The organism is Arthrobacter sp. zg-Y238 (assembly GCF_024385525.1).
In the GTDB taxonomy this organism is placed as follows: domain Bacteria; phylum Actinomycetota; class Actinomycetes; order Actinomycetales; family Micrococcaceae; genus Arthrobacter_B; species Arthrobacter_B jinronghuae.
Genome location: NZ_JANFLU010000008.1, coordinates 153041 through 170524, shown reverse-complemented (window position 1 = coordinate 170524; position 17484 = coordinate 153041). Strand labels below are relative to the sequence as shown.

At 67.0% G+C, this 17484-nt stretch carries 16 protein-coding genes; 1 reads left to right on the top strand and 15 read right to left on the bottom strand.

The annotated features are described in order from the left end of the window. Positions 1-82 precede the first annotated feature (82 nt). The 13 genes from NNX38_RS08485 to pyrR form a co-directional block, all read right to left on the bottom strand. On the bottom strand, positions 83-2308 hold the full coding sequence (locus NNX38_RS08485) for a primosomal protein N' (protein ID WP_255797590.1): 2226 nt from the start codon (positions 2306-2308) through the stop codon (positions 83-85). 6 nt (positions 2309-2314) lie between these two features. Further along, positions 2315-3538 (bottom strand): methionine adenosyltransferase, encoded by a 1224-nt coding sequence (gene metK / locus NNX38_RS08480; RefSeq protein WP_255797589.1) that lies wholly within the window; start codon positions 3536-3538, stop codon positions 2315-2317. Between the two features lie 56 nt (positions 3539-3594). After that, on the bottom strand, positions 3595-4872 hold the full coding sequence (gene coaBC / locus NNX38_RS08475; protein WP_255797588.1) for a bifunctional phosphopantothenoylcysteine decarboxylase/phosphopantothenate--cysteine ligase CoaBC: 1278 nt from the start codon (positions 4870-4872) through the stop codon (positions 3595-3597). 32 nt (positions 4873-4904) lie between these two features. Next, the gene (gene rpoZ / locus NNX38_RS08470) at positions 4905-5168 is read right to left on the bottom strand and encodes a DNA-directed RNA polymerase subunit omega (protein ID WP_227921386.1); all 264 of its coding nucleotides are present in this window, start codon (positions 5166-5168) and stop codon (positions 4905-4907) included. A gap of 26 nt (positions 5169-5194) precedes the next feature. Continuing rightward, complete coding sequence (gmk, locus tag NNX38_RS08465) at positions 5195-5764, bottom strand: guanylate kinase (protein ID WP_255797587.1); 570 nt, start codon at positions 5762-5764, stop codon at positions 5195-5197. Positions 5765-5805: 41 nt separating this feature from the next. Beyond that, a complete protein-coding gene (mihF, locus tag NNX38_RS08460) occupies positions 5806-6123 on the bottom strand; it encodes an integration host factor, actinobacterial type (RefSeq protein WP_255797586.1) in 318 nt (105 codons plus the stop codon). Positions 6124-6238: 115 nt separating this feature from the next. Then, positions 6239-7108: an orotidine-5'-phosphate decarboxylase gene (gene pyrF / locus NNX38_RS08455; RefSeq protein ID WP_255797585.1), complete on the bottom strand. Its 870-nt coding sequence runs from the start codon at positions 7106-7108 to the stop codon at positions 6239-6241. Further along, complete coding sequence (gene carB / locus NNX38_RS08450; protein ID WP_255797584.1) at positions 7101-10394, bottom strand: carbamoyl-phosphate synthase large subunit; 3294 nt, start codon at positions 10392-10394, stop codon at positions 7101-7103. Before carB ends, pyrF begins: the two co-directional genes overlap by 8 nt. Continuing rightward, positions 10394-11530 carry a glutamine-hydrolyzing carbamoyl-phosphate synthase small subunit gene (carA, locus tag NNX38_RS08445; protein ID WP_255797627.1) on the bottom strand — a complete coding sequence of 379 codons (1137 nt, stop codon included), beginning with the start codon at positions 11528-11530 and terminating at the stop codon, positions 10394-10396. The genes carB and carA overlap by 1 nt, the downstream gene beginning before the upstream one ends. 38 nt (positions 11531-11568) lie before the next feature. Next, positions 11569-12084: a hypothetical protein gene (locus NNX38_RS08440; protein ID WP_255797583.1), complete on the bottom strand. Its 516-nt coding sequence runs from the start codon at positions 12082-12084 to the stop codon at positions 11569-11571. Further along, positions 12084-13412 (bottom strand): dihydroorotase, encoded by a 1329-nt coding sequence (locus NNX38_RS08435; protein ID WP_255797582.1) that lies wholly within the window; start codon positions 13410-13412, stop codon positions 12084-12086. Before NNX38_RS08435 ends, NNX38_RS08440 begins: the two co-directional genes overlap by 1 nt. Then, positions 13409-14404, bottom strand: coding sequence for an aspartate carbamoyltransferase catalytic subunit (locus NNX38_RS08430; protein ID WP_255797581.1), 996 nt, complete (start codon positions 14402-14404; stop codon positions 13409-13411). The genes NNX38_RS08435 and NNX38_RS08430 overlap by 4 nt, the downstream gene beginning before the upstream one ends. Beyond that, positions 14401-14985, bottom strand: a complete 585-nt coding sequence (gene pyrR, locus NNX38_RS08425; RefSeq protein WP_255797580.1) for a bifunctional pyr operon transcriptional regulator/uracil phosphoribosyltransferase PyrR — start codon at positions 14983-14985, stop codon at positions 14401-14403. Before pyrR ends, NNX38_RS08430 begins: the two co-directional genes overlap by 4 nt. Positions 14986-15131: 146 nt before the next feature. Between pyrR and NNX38_RS08420 the strand changes: the two genes are divergently transcribed. Beyond that, the gene (locus NNX38_RS08420; protein ID WP_255797579.1) at positions 15132-16352 is read left to right on the top strand and encodes a PrsW family intramembrane metalloprotease; all 1221 of its coding nucleotides are present in this window, start codon (positions 15132-15134) and stop codon (positions 16350-16352) included. An 88-nt stretch (positions 16353-16440) separates the two neighbouring features. On the opposite strand, the gene nusB is transcribed toward NNX38_RS08420, so the two are convergent. Then, positions 16441-16851 (bottom strand): transcription antitermination factor NusB, encoded by a 411-nt coding sequence (gene nusB, locus NNX38_RS08415; RefSeq protein WP_227921364.1) that lies wholly within the window; start codon positions 16849-16851, stop codon positions 16441-16443. Continuing rightward, positions 16848-17411, bottom strand: a complete 564-nt coding sequence (efp, locus tag NNX38_RS08410) for an elongation factor P (RefSeq protein WP_227911484.1) — start codon at positions 17409-17411, stop codon at positions 16848-16850. The genes nusB and efp overlap by 4 nt, the downstream gene beginning before the upstream one ends. Positions 17412-17484 lie beyond the last annotated feature (73 nt).

Below are 17484 nucleotides of genomic sequence, written 5' to 3'. Positions count from 1 at the left end.
TAAGAATTGCTTCAGGAACTCGCCAGCTGTAAGCAAGAACTGCCGCAGGAACCCGCCGCCGGACGCCTGGATCTAAAGGACGTTAAAGGACGTCAGTTCCGTCCACTCGAATGTAGACGGGATCGCCCGTCCGGCGGGCAGAGGCAGCAGCCTTGGTAGAACGCAGGGCCGCCGTAATCGCAGGTGCGGCCGTGTACGGGAAAAACAGGAGTGTCCGGTAGCGTCCACCGGCCCCGCCCAGCTGGCCTTCCGGAGACCTGCTGTCCCGTTGCTGGGAGTTGCCGGACGGCGGAACCACTGCGGGTGCCAGAGGCGCCGGCCCCACGGCCCGGACACCCTCAGGCAGCTCGAGCCGAGTGATAAACGCGTCAAGCCCTTCCCTCGACCCGCTCAGTTCGGCATACCGTACGGCCGGAGGCAAACCCAGTTCACGCCGCAGCTCCAGTTCGCGTTCCGCCGCCGAAGCCGGGTCCCAACGGAGCAGATGGCCGACCGTTGCCGAATCATCGGCTGTGACAACCACGAGGCCTTTTTCCGTTGCCGGGCGGACCAGCGCTGCCGCCGTAAACCAGCGGCGCAGGGTGTCCTCCCCCGCCCGCAGCGATTCCCGGGACAGCATCGCATTGCCGTCCAGCAGGATGGCTGCGGCGTAGCCGCCCGGAGCTACGGGTTCGGCTCCGGGGGTGGCGACGACCAGGGCCGGGGTGTCCGGAATCTCGGTCCGGATGTGGTCGCCGGCGGACGAAATCACAGTGGTGGAGGGGAACGCACGGCCCAGTTCCTCGGCGGTGCGCCCGGCACCGGCGGTGGAGCCCCGCAGCTGGGTTCCGCCGCAGTTGCCGCAATGCCACATGGGTTCCGGCCGCCCGCACCAGCGGCATGCCGGAATACCGTTCCTGCTGGCCAGGCCCAACGGACCGGAGCAGTTCCGGCAGCGGGCGGGTTCCCGGCATTCCTGGCAGGACAACGCCGGCGAGAAACCGGTCCGGGCCACCTGGACCAGCACCGGTCCGCGCGTCAGTCCGTCCTGCGCCGCCTTCCACGCTGCGTGCGGTATCCGGGCCCGGGCAGCCAAGGGATCGCGTTCCATCGTGAAGGAATCGGTAGTGCTGACCACCCGCGGGGCATGCGCCCGGACGGTGGAGCGTTCGGCGGCTATACCGGCCGCCCAGCCGCTGGCGACCAGCCGTTGTGCCTCAGTGCTGCGCGAATGGGATGCCAGGAGCAGGGCTGCGCCTTCCAGCTCGGCACGCAGCAGGAGTACGTCGCGGGTGTGCTGGTAGGGCGCCCGCTGTTCGGCGTGCAGGTCGTCTGCGTCATCCCAGATAACGGCCAGGCCGAGATCCCGCACCGGCGCATAGGCGGCCGAACGGGTACCGATGGCCACGCGGACATCACCGTGCAGCAGCTGGAGGAAACTGCGGTAGCGCGGCGTGGGTCCGTCTTCGGCCGTCAACCGGACAAAGGCATCTGCCCCGATCCGGGCAGTAAGCGCGGACTGCACCCGGGAGAGGTCCTTGTTGTCGGGAACGACGACGACGGCGCCCCGCCCGGAGAGCAGCGTGGACCGGACAGCCTCGGCAATTTCGGCAGGCCAATCCTGCGGGCCGTAGCCGCCCAGCGAGGAGAGCACAGCGCGGGGGCGGTGGCCCGCGGCCAGATGGGTCAGGAACCGCGGTCCGTGCGGATAGCGTGCCAGCGGGTTGGCTCCGGCCCCTTCCGGTCCAGGCACGGCGTCGGCCGGTCCGGGCACGGCGACGGCCGGCACCGCCGACGAGCCGCCGCCCGTACCGGAGTCGTCGCCCGTACCGGACTCGCCGTCGGCACCAGAGCCGGCGTCAGCGGATTCCGCCCGGGCCTCGGGAGTAAATTCCTTCTCCACCCGCGCCGCACGCGGCGGAATGGCTACGCGCAGCACATCGTGGACCGTTCCGGCGTAGCGTGCGGCGACGGCCTCGGCCAGGCGCAGGATCTGCGGGGAAAGCACGGGCTGCGGGGAGATTACCTTCCCCAGCGGCATCAACCGGGCAGTGGTGTCCGCTTCGGCCACCCGTTCGGTGATGAATCCCGGGAGTTCCTGGCCGCCGAACCGGACTTTGACCCGGGCGCCCGGCACAGCGTCGGTGTCGAGGTCAGCCGGGACCAGATAGTCAAAGGGACGGTCCAGGTGCGGCAGCGGGGAATCCAGCAGGACGCGGGCAATCGGCAGGGCGGAAGCCGGCTGCGCCTTGCCCACGGGTTTTGCCGACGGCGTGAAGCCGTGCAGCAGGGAAAGCTGCACGGCCTCAGTGGTGTCGTCGGCGGCCATGGCCGGCTACACGTTGAAGTAGCTGCGGAGGTCCTCGACCTTGTCCTTGCGCTCCCAGGTGAAACCTTCGTCCTCGCGGCCGAAGTGGCCGTGGGCGGCAGTCCGCTGGTAGATGGGACGCTTGAGGTCCAGGCCGTTGATGATGCCCAGCGGACGCAGGTCGAAGACTTCCTTCACAGCGTCGGCAATCCGGGCCGGGTCCACTGTTTCGGTGCCGAAGGTTTCAACATAGATGCCTACGGGGCGGGCCATGCCGATGGCGTAGGCAATCTGGATTTCGGCACGCCGGGCCAGACCGGCGGCAACCACGTTCTTGGCTACCCAGCGCATGGCGTAGGCCGCGGAACGGTCTACCTTGCTCGGGTCCTTGCCGCTGAAGGCACCGCCGCCGTGGCGGGCGAATCCGCCGTAGGTGTCAACGATGATCTTGCGGCCGGTGAGGCCGGCATCACCGACGGGGCCGCCGATGACGAACGGGCCGCCCGGGTTGATGATGTGCTCGACGTCCGAGATGTCGAGGTCGGTGCCGGCGAGGACGGGGTTGACCACGTACTCCACCATGTCGGCCCGCAGTTGTTCCAGGTCCAGCTCCGCAGCGTGCTGCGTGGAGACAACCACGGAGTCCACGGAAACCGGCCGGTCGCCGTCGTACCCCACGGTGACCTGGGTCTTGCCGTCAGGGCGCAGGTACGGAAGGGTGCCGTCCTTGCGGACAGTGGTGAGGCGTTCGGAGAGCCGGTGTGCCAGCCAGATAGGCGTGGGCATAAGTACCGAGGTCTCGTCGCTGGCGTAGCCGAACATGATACCCTGGTCCCCCGCGCCCTGGGCGTCATAGGGGTCAACGACCTTCCCGGTCCGGTTCTCCAGGGAGTTGAACACGCCTGAAGCAATTTCCGGGGACTGCTGGCCGATGGAGACGGACACGCCGCAGCGGGCGCCGTCGAAGCCGTTGGCCGAGGAATCGTAACCAATGTCCAGGATGGTGTCGCGCACCAGCTGCGGGATTTCAACGTAACCCTCGGTGGTTACTTCTCCGGCGACGTGCACCAGTCCGGTGGTCACCAGGGTTTCAACGGCTACCCGGGACTCGGGGTCAACCTTGAGCAGGCCGTCGAGGATTGCGTCACTGATCTGGTCACAGATTTTGTCCGGGTGGCCCTCAGTGACGGATTCCGAGGTGAAAAGGCGCAGATTGGACTGCGGCTTAGCGGGAGAGGAAGTAGAAGTCACGGGATTTACTCTACCGGGCCGCACCGACCATCCAAGCACGCGCAGGGTGCGCAGCCTCAGGCGGTGCGTGCAGCGAGCTCGGCGGAAATCCGCGCGATGATGCGTGCCGAAACGTCGGCTTTGGTACCGGCAGCGCTCTCGCCTGCATCCTCTGCGGCGTCTGCCGGTGAGAGAATCCTCACCTCGGTTTCGTCCTGGCCGAAGACAAGGGATTTGCCGACCCGGTTGAGGACCAGCAGGTCGCAGCCCTTGCGGGCAAGCTTCTTACGCCCGTATTCGAGCACATCGGAGGTGGCATCTCCGGTTTCGGCAGCAAAGCCGACAATGAGCTTGGGGGTGCGTGTTTCGGCTGCGTCGCGCGCCTGGACCAGTTCGCGCAGGATGTCGGGATTCCGGACGAGGGTAATCACGGGATCAGCTTCGTCGTCGCGCTTCTTGATTTTGGTGTCCACCACCTGTGAGGGACGGAAATCCGCCACAGCAGCGGCCATGATCACGACGTCGGAGTCCGCGGCAGCCGCATGCACAGCGGTACGCAGTTCGAGGGCTGTTTCAACGCGGAGAAGCTCGACGCCGCTCGGCGCCGGAACGTCCATGTGCGCCGCTATGAGCCGCACCCGGGCGCCGGCCGCCAGAGCCGCTTCGGCCAGCGCTGTCCCCTGCTTTCCTGAGGAGCGGTTGCCGAGGAACCGGACCGGGTCCAGCGGTTCACGGGTGCCGCCGGCAGTGATAGTGACGGTGGTGCCGGCCAGCGCGCCGGGGGCGGATGCCGGCTGGGCGGCTTCGGCGGCTGCTTTAGCTTCGGCGGCTGCTTTGACGGCGGCCAGTGCGGCGGTGAAGATAGCCTCAGGTTCCGGCAGGCGGCCGGGGCCGGTGTCCTTGCCGGTAAGCCGTCCGATGCCCGGCTCCAGCACCACGGCGCCCCGGCTGCGCAGGGTTGCGACGTTGGCGGTGGTTGCGGGATGCATCCACATTTCGGTATGCATGGCCGGCGCGAAAACCACCGGCCCGCGGGCCATCAGCAGGGTGTTGGTGAGCAGGTCGTTCGCCTGGCCGGCGGCAGCCCGGGCCAGCAGGTCCGCAGTGGCCGGGGCCACCACGATCAGATCCGCTTCATGTCCGAGCCGCACATGGTTAACCTTCTCCACTTCGTCGAAGACGGAGGAGGAGACGGGGTTGCCCGAGAGCGCCTCCCAGGTGGAGACGCCGACGAACTGCTTGGAGGATTCAGTAGGGACAACGGTGACGTTGTGCCCGGCCTCGGTGAAAAGCCGCAGCAGCGACGCGGCCTTGTACGCGGCGATTCCGCCGCCGACGCCCAGGACTATGCGCACGCTGCTGCCTTCCCCCTTGTGTTCGCTGAGCTTTACTCGGCGTTCTCGTTCGGGCGCACCACGAGCATGCCGTCGTTGATCTCGCGCAGGGCGATGGACAACGGCTTTTCGTTCAGCTTGGTTTCCACCAGCGGGCCGACGTACTCGAACAGACCCTCGTGCAGCTGGGAGTAGTAGGCGTTGATCTGGCGGGCGCGCTTGGCACCGTAGATGACCAGCGCGTACTTGGAATCGGCTGCTTCGAGCAGGTCGTCGATCGGCGGGTTGATGATGCCTTCAGACACAGGGTTCTCCAAAATTCTTGAACGGGATTCGCGGTTTGTCAGCGCGTGCGCGGACTGATTCCCATGAGTGATACAAGCTCAGCTGCAGCCCGCTGGACGTCATCATTAATGACGGTGTGATCGAACTCGGACTCGGCAGCAAGTTCCAGTTTAGCGGTTTCCAGCCGTTGCTGCTGCTCTTCGGACGTTTCGGTTCCGCGCCCCACCAGGCGCCGCACCATTTCATCCCATGTGGGCGGGGCCAGGAACACGAAATTCGCCTCCGGCATGGACTTCTTAACCTGCCGGGCACCCTGCAGATCGATCTCCAGCAACACGCTGCGGCCCTCGGCCATGGCTGCCTCGACGGTGCGGCGCAGGGTTCCGTAGCGGTTGCGTCCGTGGACCACTGCCCACTCGAGCATCTGGTCCTTTTCAACCATTTCGTCGAACTCTTCGGCGCTCACAAAGAAGTAATGTACGCCGTCTTCTTCGCCCGGCCGGGGGGCACGGGTGGTGGCCGAGACGGAAAGCCAGACCTCGGGATAGTTGTCCCGGATATAGGTGGATACAGTGCCCTTGCCAACTGCGGTTGGACCTGCCAGAACTGTCAGCCGCGGTTGCGACACGTAAACCTCATTCACTCGTTGTTATTGCTGGCCTCCGGAGCCTAATGGCCCGCCAGCAGGTCTATCAGCGCCTTGCGCTGATGCACGCCCAACCCCCGGACCCGGCGGGTCGGCGCGATACCTACCGTAGCCATTATTCCAGCTGCGCGGCGCTCCCCGACACCAGGCAGGGCGCGCAGCAGGTCCATGACCTTCAGCCGGCCGATTGCTTCCTCTCCGGAACGGGACAGGATGACTTCTTCGATGCTGAGGTCACCGGACTTGATTCGTGACTTGACCTCGGCGCGGACAGCCCGGGCCGCAGTGGCCTTTTCGCGGGCCAGCGTACGCTCGGCTTCGGTCAGTGGCTTGAGGTTCAAGAGACTCTCCCGGACGAGGACACACCGCTGTCAGCGGCTCTGCTGGTAGGTCCGAACCTATCCGTAATCGAAGCCCAATTGCAATGGAAACCGCTTCGCACCACACGCCGCTCCGCTAGCGTACGGATGCCAGCTCCGCTCCGGTCCGCAGCGCTGCCTCGCGCAGGGCCCGGGGATCGGGGCCGGCCCGCAGGATGCCGCGGCTGGAGGTCGCCAGGACGTTGGGGTACGCCGCAGCGAAGGTTGCGCGCAGGTCGGCGGCCGTGGCGCCCTGGGCGCCCAGTCCCGGTGCGAGCAGCGGGGCACGCGAGGCCGCGAGGTCAATCTCCAGGTCCGCCAGTGCCGTGCCGACGGTCGCGCCCACCACAAGTCCCACGGAACCCAGCTCCGTCCCGGGAACCACTCCCGCGCCGGCATTTTCCGCCGCTGCCGCGTCCACGATCCGGGCCGCTACGGAGCGTGCCGCTCCCCCGGCGCCGACGTGCTGAACGGACGCCCCTTCCGGGTTTGACGTCAGTGCCAGGACAAACACGCCCCGCCCGCTGGCAGCGGCGAGGTCCAGGGCGGGCCGCAGTGATTCGAACCCGAGATACGGACTGAGTGTCACGGCGTCGGCTGCCAGCGGCGAACCGTCCCGCAGCCACGCGTCCGCATAGGCGGCCATCGTGGAGCCGATGTCCCCGCGCTTGGCGTCGGCGATACTGAGCACGCCGGCGTCCGAACAGGCCGCCAGCAGGCGTTCGAGGACCGCGATCCCGGCGGATCCGTGGCGTTCATACAGCGCCGCCTGCGGCTTCACGGCTGCAACCTGTTCCCCCACCGCCGCGAGGACGGTGAGGGAGAAACGCTCCAGCCCGGCGGCGTCGTCGTTCAGGCCCCACTCGGCCAACAGGCCGGGATGCGGATCAATGCCGACGCACAGCTGCCCGCGGCGGTCCATGGCCGCGCGCAGCCGTGTGCCGAAAGCGGGTCGCGCCTCAGGCACCGGCTGCCTTCAACCGGGCCGCGTGTTCCTGCAGTGAGGTCACGTCCCATTCGTAGGAACGCATTGCTTCGATTGCCTGGACCGCAGCACCGAACTCGGAAACGGTGGTGACCACGGGGCAGCCGATGGACGTAGCCGCGGCACGGATTTCGTAGCCGTCGCCGCGGGCCTGACCACCGGAAGGCGTGTTGACCACGAGGTTGATTTCGCCGGCGGTAATCAGGTCGACGACGGTCCCTTCCCCGTTCGGTCCCGTACCTTCGCCGACCTTGCGCACCACGGTGGCGGCAATGCCGTTGCGGCGCAGCACCTCGGCGGTGCCGCCCGTGGAGAGAATCTCGAAGCCGAGGTCGGTCATCCGCTTCACCGGCATGATGATGGAGCGCTTATCCCGGTTCGCCACCGACACGAAGACCTTGCCGGCGGTGGGCAGGGCACTGTTGGCGGCGGCCTGGGACTTGGCGAAGGCGGTGTCGAAGTACTTGTCGATGCCCATGACCTCGCCGGTGGACCGCATTTCCGGGCCCAGCAGGGAGTCCACCACGGTGCCTTCCGGTGTGCGGAACCGGCTGAACGGCAGCACCGCTTCCTTCACGGCCACGGGGGCGTCCAGCGGCAGGGTGGACCCGTCGCCCACGGCGGTCAGCTTGCCGGCGGCCCGCAGCTCGGCGATGCTGCTGCCGGTGCCGATCAGCGCGGCGGCCTTGGCCAGCTGGACGCCGGTGGCCTTGGAGACAAACGGCACCGTCCGGGAGGCCCGCGGGTTGGCTTCGATGACGTAGAGGATGTCCGAGGCCAGGGCGAACTGGATGTTGATCAGGCCGCGGACGCCGACGCCGGCGGCGATCACCCGGGTGGCCTCACGGACCCGGTCGATCACGTCGGTGCCGAAGGTGATGGGCGGCAGCACACAGGCCGAGTCGCCGGAATGGATGCCGGCCTCCTCGATGTGCTCCATGATTCCACCCACGTAGAGGTCGGTGCCGTCGAAGAGCGCGTCGACGTCGATCTCGATGGCGTCTTCCAGGAACCGGTCCACCAGGACCGGATGGTCCGGGGTGATCTCGGTGGCGTTGGCGATGTAGCGGGAGAGGTTGGCTTCGTCGTAGACAATTTCCATGCCGCGGCCGCCCAGGACATAGGACGGGCGGACCAGGACGGGGTAGCCGATCTCATCCGCCACCCGCTTGGCGTCCTCGAAGGACACGGCCGTGCCGTTCTTGGGTGCGGTCAGTCCGCCCTCATCCAGGACCTGCTGGAACGCACCGCGGTGTTCGGCCAGGTCGATTGCGGCGGGCGAGGTGCCCAGGATGGGCACGCCGGCGTCGGCCAGGGCCTGCGCCAGCTTCAGCGGTGTCTGCCCGCCGAGCTGGACGAAGACGCCCAGGACCCCGCCGGTGCGCTGTTCGGCGGCGATGACCTCCAGCACATCCTCCAGGGTCAGCGGCTCGAAGTAGAGCCGGTCGGAGATGTCGTAGTCGGTGGAAACGGTTTCCGGGTTGCAGTTGATCATCACCGTCTCGTGGCCGGCTTCGCGCAGTGCCATGGTCGCGTGGACGCAGGAGTAGTCGAACTCGATGCCCTGCCCGATCCGGTTCGGGCCCGAACCGAGGATGATGATGGACGGCTTGGCGTGCTCGGCCACCTCGTCCTCCTCGTCATACGAGGAGTAGTGGTACGGCGTGTACGCGGCGAATTCGGCGGCGCAGGTGTCCACTGTCTTGTAGACCGGCCGCACGTTTAGGGCGTGCCGGACGCCGCGCACCACTGCTTCGGGGGTGTTGGTCAGTGCACCGATCTGCTCGTCGGAGAAGCCGTGCCGCTTGGCCAGACGGAGAATGTCCTCGTTGACCGACGGCGTGGCACGGATCTGCTCGGCGGTTTCGTTGATGAGCACCAGCTGGTCCAGGTACCAGGGGTCGATGCCGGTGGCTTCGAAGAGTTCCTCGATCGTTGCCCCGCCCAGCAGGGCCTGCTGCACCTGCTGCAGCCGGGCGGTGGTGGGCCGCCGGGAAGCCTCAATGAGTCCGGGCACGTCGGCGGCGTCCACCGGATCGAAGGACAGCGAAGAGCCCTTCTGCTCCAGGGAACGCAGCGCCTTCTGCAGGGCTTCGGTGAAGTTGCGGCCGATGGCCATGGCCTCGCCCACGGACTTCATGGTGGTGGTCAGCGTGGGATCCGCGGCCGGGAACTTCTCGAACGCGAACCGCGGAACCTTCACCACCACGTAGTCCAGGGTGGGCTCGAACGACGCCGGGGTCTTCTTGGTGATGTCGTTCGGAATCTCGTCCAGGGTGTAGCCGAGGGAAAGCTTCGTGGCGATCTTGGCGATGGCGAAGCCGGTGGCCTTGGATGCCAGGGCCGAGGAGCGGGACACGCGGGGATTCATTTCAATGACCACCACGCGGCCGGTGTCCGGCTCGATGGCGAACTGGATGTTGCAGCCGCCGGTGTCCACGCCTACCTCGCGGATCACGGCGATCGCGATGTTGCGCAGCTTCTGGTACTCGCGGTCGGTGAGGGTCATGGCCGGGGCCACGGTGATCGAGTCGCCGGTGTGCACGCCCACCGGATCGAAGTTTTCGATGGAACAGACAACAACCACGTTGTCGTTCTTGTCCCGCATCATTTCCAGTTCGTATTCCTTCCAGCCCAGGATGCTCTCTTCGAGCAACACCTCGGAGGTGGGGCTGTACTGGATGCCGGCGCCGGCAATGCGGCGCAGGTCCTCGGCGTTGTAAGCCAGGCCGGAGCCGAGCCCGCCCATCGTGAAGGAGGGCCGGACCACCATCGGGTAGCCCAGTTCCTCCGCGGCGGCGAAGGCCTCGTCCATGCTGTGCACGATGATCGACTTCGCGGATTCGGCACCGCAGCGCTCGACGACGCCCTTGAACTTCTCGCGGTCTTCGCCGAGTTCGATCGCGGCGATGTTCGCGCCGATCAGTTCCACGTTGTACTTCTCCAGCGCACCGCTCTTGTCCAGGGCGATGGCGGTGTTCAGTGCGGTCTGTCCGCCGAGGGTGGGCAGGATCGCGTCGGGCCGTTCCTTGGCGATGATCTTCTCGACCACCTCGGGGGTGATCGGTTCCACGTACGTGGCGTCGGCGAATTCCGGGTCGGTCATGATGGTGGCCGGGTTGGAGTTCACGAGGATGACCCGCAGGCCCTCCTCCTTGAGCACCCGCAGGGCCTGCGTTCCGGAGTAGTCGAATTCCGCGGCCTGGCCGATGACGATCGGGCCGGAGCCGATGACCAGGACGGACTTGAGGTCGGTTCTGCGGGGCATTAGATGCTTTCCTTGCTCTTGCTGGCGGCCATCAGGTCCACGAAGCGGTCGAAGAGGTACGCGGAGTCGTGCGGTCCGGCGGCAGCCTCGGGGTGGTACTGGACCGAGAAGGCGGGGATGTCGAGGCAGGCGAGGCCCTCGACGACGTCGTCGTTCAGGCTCACGTGGCTGACCTCCACCGGGCCGTAGCGGGCCTCGGGTGCGGTGACGGGGCCGTCCAGCGGGGCGTCGACGGCGAACCCGTGGTTCTGGCTGGTGATTTCCACCTTGCCGGTCCGCCGGTCCATGACGGGCTGGTTGATCCCGCGGTGCCCGTAGCGCAGCTTGTAGGTGCCGAAGCCCAGGGCGCGGCCGAGGATCTGGTTGCCGAAGCAGATCCCGAAGAACGGGATGCGGGCGTCCAGCACTTCGCGCAGCAGGTCCACCTGGACGTCGGCGGTGGCCGGGTCGCCGGGGCCGTTGGACATAAACACGCCGTCGGCGTTGAGGGCTTTGATGTCCTCGAAGGTGGCGGCGGCGGGCAGCACGTAGGTGCGGATGCCGCGTTCGGCCAGGCGCACCGGCGTCATGGACTTGATGCCCAGGTCGATGGCGGCGACGGTGAACAGCGGTTCGCCGGCCCACCCGTGGTCCGCCGGGTCAATGAGGTAGGTTTCGTCCACGCTGACCTCTTCGGCCAGCCGTGCGCCCTCCATACCCTGCTGGGCACGGACCTCGGCGAGCAGTTCGCTGTCCGGACGTTCGGCGTCGGCCCCGGAGAAGATCCCGGCCTTCATGGCGCCGCGTTCGCGCAGGTGCCGCGTCACGGCGCGGGTGTCGACGCCGGAGATGCCGACGACGCCCTGTTCCGCCAGCTGCTCGTCCAAGGTGGATTCGGAACGCCAGCTGGAGGGGCGGCGGGCGGCGTCGCGCACAATGTACCCGGCCACCCAGATGCGCCGGGACTCGGCGTCGTCGCCGTTTACGCCGGTGTTGCCGATATGCGGGGCCGTCTGGACCACGAGCTGCCGGGCATAGGAGGGGTCGGTGATGGTCTCCTGGTATCCGGTCATGCCGGTGGCGAACACCGCTTCGCCCAGGGCCGTTCCCTGCGCGCCGTAGGCACGCCCGCGGAAGCTGCGGCCGTCTTCCAGCATCAGGACGGCCGGGGTGGGATTGATGATTTCGTGCACTGTCACAGTTGTTCCTCGCTAGGGGTGGCCGATTCCGGCAGAAGTTCAGTAATGGCGCGGACCAGGGGTGTCTTCTCGTCCGCGGAGCGGGTGCGGAAGCCGGTGTCGACGCGCTTGGGTCCCAGCTGCCAGGTCACGATGACCAGTCCGTCCTTTTCCACGAATTTTCCGGCCATGCCGCGCTCCAGCCGGACGCTGTGCAGATCCTGCCGCGGAATCCAGAGGTCGTCGGCGCCGGAGCGGGCAAAGAGCACGCCTTCGGGGAAAACAGCGGCGGTGGCGTTGGATTTTACGCCCAGCCCGTAAACCGCCACGCGGTCCAGCCAGTCACCGGCGGTGGTGGTGGCGACGTATTGGCCCAGCGCCTGGAAGCCCGGATCGGACAGCTCGTCCGGCAGGGGCCGGGGGCGGGGCGTGTCCTGCTGGCGGCGTCGTCGGCCGCGCCAGCCCAGGGCGAACAGACCCAGGACCACGACGATAAGGGCGGCCAGGCCCAGGAAGAAAAAGACCAGTTCCATCAGGATTCCTTTGCGGCAGCGGGGTGGGGCGTGTTCAGTCTGCCGTTCAGGACGGTGGGGTGGCCGGCGTAGAAAACCGTTTCGACTCCACCGGGCAGTTCCAGTCCGGCAAACGGACTGTTGCGTCCCTTGCTAGCCATCTTAGAAGGGTCGACCCTTCTTCGCGCAGACGGGTTCACCAATATGACGTGGGCCGGTTCGCCGGCGGCCAGGGGCCTGCCCTGGCCCGGGACCCGGCCGATCAGCGCTGGTGTCGCAGAGGTGACGCGGGCGAAACCTGCCCAGTCCATCAGCCCCGTGTCGATCATCGCGTGCTGCACCACCGAGAGTGCCGTCTCCAGGCCGGTCATGCCCATGGCCGCCGTCGCCCACTCGCCTTCCTTGTGCTCGCTGGGGTGCGGGGCATGGTCGGTGCCGACAATGTCGATGGTGCCGTCGGCGAGGCCGCGGCGGACCGCCTGCACGTCCGCTTCGGTGCGCAGGGGCGGGTTCACCTTGTAGACCGGATCGTAGGTCCGCACCAGTTCATCGGTCAGCAGCAGATGGTGCGGGGTGACCTCGGCGGTGACCCGGATGCCGCGTTCCTTGGCCCAGCGGAGAATTTCCACCGACCCCGCGGTCGAGACGTGGCAGACATGCAGGCGGGAGCCTGTGTGCCGTGCCAGCAGGACATCGCGGGCGATGATGGATTCCTCGGCGACGGCGGGCCAGCCGGCCAGCCCGAGGACGGCACTGACTTCCCCTTCGTTCATCTGCGCGCCTTCGGTGAGGCGTGGCTCCTGGGCGTGCTGGGCAACGACGCCGTCGAATGCCTTCACGTATTCCAGCGCACGGCGCATCAGCACCGGGTCCGAGACGCACTTGCCGTCGTCGGAAAACACGCGTACCCGGGCGCGGGAATCGGCCATCGCGCCGAGTTCGGCAAGCTGCCGGCCCTCGAGGCCCACGGTGACCGCCCCTACCGGACGCACATCCACCCAGCCGGCCCGCTCCCCCAGGCTCAGGACCTGTTCCACCACGCCGGCGGTGTCTGCGACCGGCATGCTGTTGGCCATGGCGTGCACGGCGGTGAAGCCGCCGAGCGCTGCGGCACGGGTGCCGGTCTCCACCGTTTCGGCGTCTTCCCGGCCGGGTTCGCGGAGGTGTGTGTGCAGGTCCACCATGCCGGGCAGGGCGATCAGGCCCTCCGCCTCCACCACGAGGGCGCCCTCGGGCACCGGCAGCGCCGGGGCGACGGCGGTGATGGTGCCGTCCTCGATGCGGATATCCGCACGTTCGGTGCCGAGCACTGACGCTCCGCGGATCAAATAGGTGCCGGAAGTGCTCATCGCGTCTGCTCCTGCTGGGTACGGGGGGTGCTGTTCTCTCCGGAGAGCAGCAGGTAAAGGGCGGCCATCCGCACGGAGACGCCGTTGCGGACCTGGTCCAGGACGGTGGAGCGGGGCGAATCAGCGGCACGGGCGGAAATTTCCAGCCCGCGGTTCATCGGACCGGGGTGCATGATGATGGTGTCCGTCAGGCCCAGGGCGTCCAGCCGGTCGAGGCGGACGTCGTCCAGGCCCCAGCGGCGGGAATACTCGCGGACGGACGGGAAGAAAGCCGAGTGCATCCGTTCGCCCTGCACCCGCAGCATCATGACGGCATCCGGCCGGGTCGCCAGCGCCTCGTCCAGGTCGTAGCTGACGGTGCAGGGCCAGGACTCGACGCCGAACGGCAGCAGCGTGGGCGGTGCAACCAGGGTGACCTCCGCGCCGAGTGTCCGAAGCAGCCACAGGTCCGAGCGGGCAACCCGCGAATGCAGCACGTCCCCGGCAATCACCACCTTCATTCCGGCCAGGTCGGTGCCGGCGGATTCCGTGCCGTGCAGCCGCGCCCAGTGCCGCCGCATGGTGAAGGCATCCAGCAGCGCCTGGGTGGGGTGTTCGTGCGTGCCGTCCCCGGCGTTGAGCACTGCGGCATCAATCCAGCCGGAGGAGGCCAGCCGCGCGGGCGCTCCGGAGGATCCGTGCCGGATCACCACGGCGTCGGCGCCCATGGCTGCCAGCGTCTGTGCCGTGTCCTTCAGTGATTCGCCCTTGGAGACCGACGACCCCTTGGCGGAGAAATTGATGACGTCGGCGGACAGCCGTTTCGCGGCCGCTTCAAAGGAGATGCGTGTGCGGGTGGAGTCCTCGAAGAAGAGGTTCACCACGGTGCGGCCGCGCAGGGCCGGGAGCTTCTTCACTTCCCGCTCCCCTACCGCGGCCATCTGCTCCGCCGTATCCAGGATGGCCAGGGCGTCATCCCGGCCAAGGTCCAGCGTGGACAGCAGGTGCCTCATGCAATGCCCTCGATGACCACTTCGTCTGTGGCCGGCCCGCCTGCGGCCGAGCTGTCGCTTTCGGCCAGCCGGACCCGGACCTGTTCAATGGAAGCGGTGGGCAGGTTCTTGCCCACGTGGTCAGCGCGGATGGGCAGTTCGCGGTGGCCGCGGTCCACGAGCACCGCCAGCCGGACGATGCGCGGCCGGCCCAGGTCCACGAGGGCATCGAGCGCGGAGCGGATGGTGCGGCCGGAATACAGGACGTCGTCCACCAGCACCACCACCTTGTCATCAATGCCGGTGACCGGGACGCGGGTGGCGTAGGGCGGCCGGGTGGGCCTGCGGGCGAGATCGTCGCGGAACATGGTGACATCGAGCTGGCCGGTGATGGCAGCGGGATCGACGCCGGGGGCCGCCGCCGCGATCTTCGCGGCCAGGCGCTGGGCCAACGGATAGCCGCGGCGCGGAATCCCCATCAGGACCAGGTCTTCGGGGCCCTTGTTGGCCTCGAGGATCTCATAGGCAATACGCGTCAGGGCGCGGTCAATGTCAGCTGAAGACAAAACAGTACGGCTGGAAATGGCATCTTTGGCCGTCATATTCGCTTCCTCCTTCCCCGCCTCACAGGACGGAACTTAAAGGTTGAATGCGGCACCAAGCTATCACAGGCCACGCCGCCGCCCGCTGTGTGTGACGGTAAGTGCCGCGCTGCAACTATCCTGTCTGCTATGAGCAGGCCCAGCGCATGAGCGCACCCGGTATCTTCCCCGCCCAGCAGCAGCATCCAGCCCCTCCGGGCTACGGCCCTGCCGACGGCGCCGCACCCGTCCAGGCGTTCTGGTCCCCTCCGGCACCACGCCGGGACAAGGGCCTGGCCGCCACCGTAGTGCTGATTGCGCTCTCCGCCGTAGCACTGGCCTGGGTGGGCATGTACCTGGTCGACGGCCTCGGCCCGCCGGCCTTTATTATCTGCGGGCTCCTCGCGCTGGTTCCCCTGGGCATCTGTGTGCTGGGTATCTGGTGGGTGGACCGGTGGGAACCGGAACCGCGCAGCAGCCTGGTTTTCTCCTTCCTCTGGGGCGCCGGGGTTTCAGTGGCCATCGCCCTGCTGGTTGGCCCGTACTTCACGTATGCCCTGCTGGAGCTGGTCCCCTACGGCTCGGCGGACCTGCTGGGCGCGGTGGTCCAGGCTCCCGTGGTGGAGGAGATCGCCAAGGGCCTGGGCATCCTCCTGCTGCTGCTGGTGCGACGGCGGATCTTTGACGGGCCGGTGGACGGCATCGTGTTTGCCGCCGCCGTGGCAGCGGGGTTCGCCTTCACGGAAAACATCCTCTACTTCGGGTCGGCGCTGCGGACGGCCGGCCCGGAAACGGTGTACGAGCTCGGGTTTATTTTCATCCTCCGCGGGCTGCTCTCGCCCTTTGCGCATGTCCTGTTCACCGCCTGCACCGGGCTCGCCCTGGGCCTGGCGGCGCGGCGTGCGGGCAACGCGTGGATCCTGCCGGCCTTCGTGCTCGGCTTGATTCCGGCCATGCTGGGGCACATGCTGTGGAACGGCGGCCCCGCGTTGTTTTTCGGGGACTTCTTCCTCTTCTACTTCCTGCTCCAGGTCCCGTTCTTCGGGGCGGCGGTCACCGGCGTATGGCTGCTGCGCCGCGCGGAGCAGCGCCTGACCCTGCGACGGCTCTCCGAATACGCCACGGCGGGCTGGTTCACCCCTGCAGAAGTGAGGATGCTGGCCACCGGTGCCGGCCGCCGCCAGGCAATGGGCTGGGCCCGGGCCGCCGGGGCGGCACCGCACATGAAGGAATTCATCCGGCGGGCCACCCGCCTGGCCTTGACCCGGCAGCAGATCGCCTCCGGCCGGGATGTCAGCGCCAATATGGAGTACGAGCGGACCCTGCTGGGTGAAGTGACCGGCATCCGGACCACCATGCTGGCCGGGCAGGCCCTGCAGCCCCGGTAGAAACGGCTGAAAACAACTGGAAACGCCTGAGACGCAGAAAAGACCGGCCCCGCGGGGCCGGTCTTTTTTCTGGCTGTTTGGATCCTGGCTAGGCCAGCAGGGACGGCTTGAGTTCCTGCAGCCGTCCGAGCAGGCCGTTGATGAAGGCCGGGGATTCGTCCGTGGAGAGCGCTTTCGCCAATTCCACGGCTTCGCTGATGGCCACCTTGTCGGGAACGTCGTCGTTGTAGAGAAGTTCCCAAGTGCCCAGGCGGAGGATGATGCGGTCCACCGAAGGCATGCGATCAAGCGTCCAGCCCTGCGAATACGTGCTCAGGAACTCATCGATCTGCTCCTGCATCGCAACCACGCCTTCCACCAGGTCCATGGTGTAGGGGTTGATGGTCTGGTCGGTCTTTTCGCGGCGGGCCCGAATGGCATCGAAGGCAGAAACCGAACGCTGTTCGGCTTCGAAAAGGACCTCCAGTGCCCGGGTCCGTGCTTTACTGCGTGCACTCACTCGTTAACGCGTCCCAGGTAGTCGCCGGTGCGGGTGTCAACCTTGACCTTGGTGCCCTGCTCCAGGAACAGGGGCACCTGGATCTCGTAGCCGGTCTCGATGGTGGCGGGCTTGGTGCCGCCGGTGGAGCGGTCGCCCTGCAGGCCCGGCTCCGTGTAGGTGATTTCCATGGTGACCGACGGCGGCAGCTCGATGTACAGCGGCGAACCTTCGTGGATCGCGATGGTGACCATCATGGACTCCATCATGAAGTTCGCGTTGTCACCGACAATCTTGCCGGGGACCGTGAGCTGGTCGAAGTCGGAGGTGTCCATGAAGACGTAGTCTTCGCCGTCCTGGTACAGGTACTGGTAATCGCGGCGGTCCACGGTGGCGGTCTCGACCTTGATGCCGGCGTTGAACGTCTTGTCCACTACCTTGCCCGAAGTCACGTTGCGCATCTTGGTACGGACGAACGCACCACCCTTGCCCGGCTTCACGTGCTGGAACTCGATGATGCTCCAGAGGTTGCCTTCAAGCTTCAGCACGGTGCCGTTCTTGATGTCGTTGGTCGTCGCCACAGTTTCTCTTCCGTTGTTAGTCAGTCGTTAATCAAAGTACGTTCGTTAGTCAAAGTACGTTTTATTCAAGTCC

Coding starts and splice junctions, on each gene's coding strand:
- NNX38_RS08435 (WP_255797582.1), bottom strand. CDS start 13,412: ATGAGCACTTCCGGCACCTATTTGATCCGCGGAGCGTCAGTGCTCGGC.
- pyrR (WP_255797580.1), bottom strand. CDS start 14,985: ATGACGGCCAAAGATGCCATTTCCAGCCGTACTGTTTTGTCTTCAGCT.
- NNX38_RS08420 (WP_255797579.1), top strand. CDS start 15,132: ATGAGCGCACCCGGTATCTTCCCCGCCCAGCAGCAGCATCCAGCCCCT.
- carA (WP_255797627.1), bottom strand. CDS start 11,530: ATGCTGGAAGACGGCCGCAGCTTCCGCGGGCGTGCCTACGGCGCGCAG.
- NNX38_RS08485 (WP_255797590.1), bottom strand. CDS start 2,308: ATGGCCGCCGACGACACCACTGAGGCCGTGCAGCTTTCCCTGCTGCAC.
- NNX38_RS08440 (WP_255797583.1), bottom strand. CDS start 12,084: ATGGAACTGGTCTTTTTCTTCCTGGGCCTGGCCGCCCTTATCGTCGTG.
- NNX38_RS08430 (WP_255797581.1), bottom strand. CDS start 14,404: ATGAGGCACCTGCTGTCCACGCTGGACCTTGGCCGGGATGACGCCCTG.
- carB (WP_255797584.1), bottom strand. CDS start 10,394: ATGCCCCGCAGAACCGACCTCAAGTCCGTCCTGGTCATCGGCTCCGGC.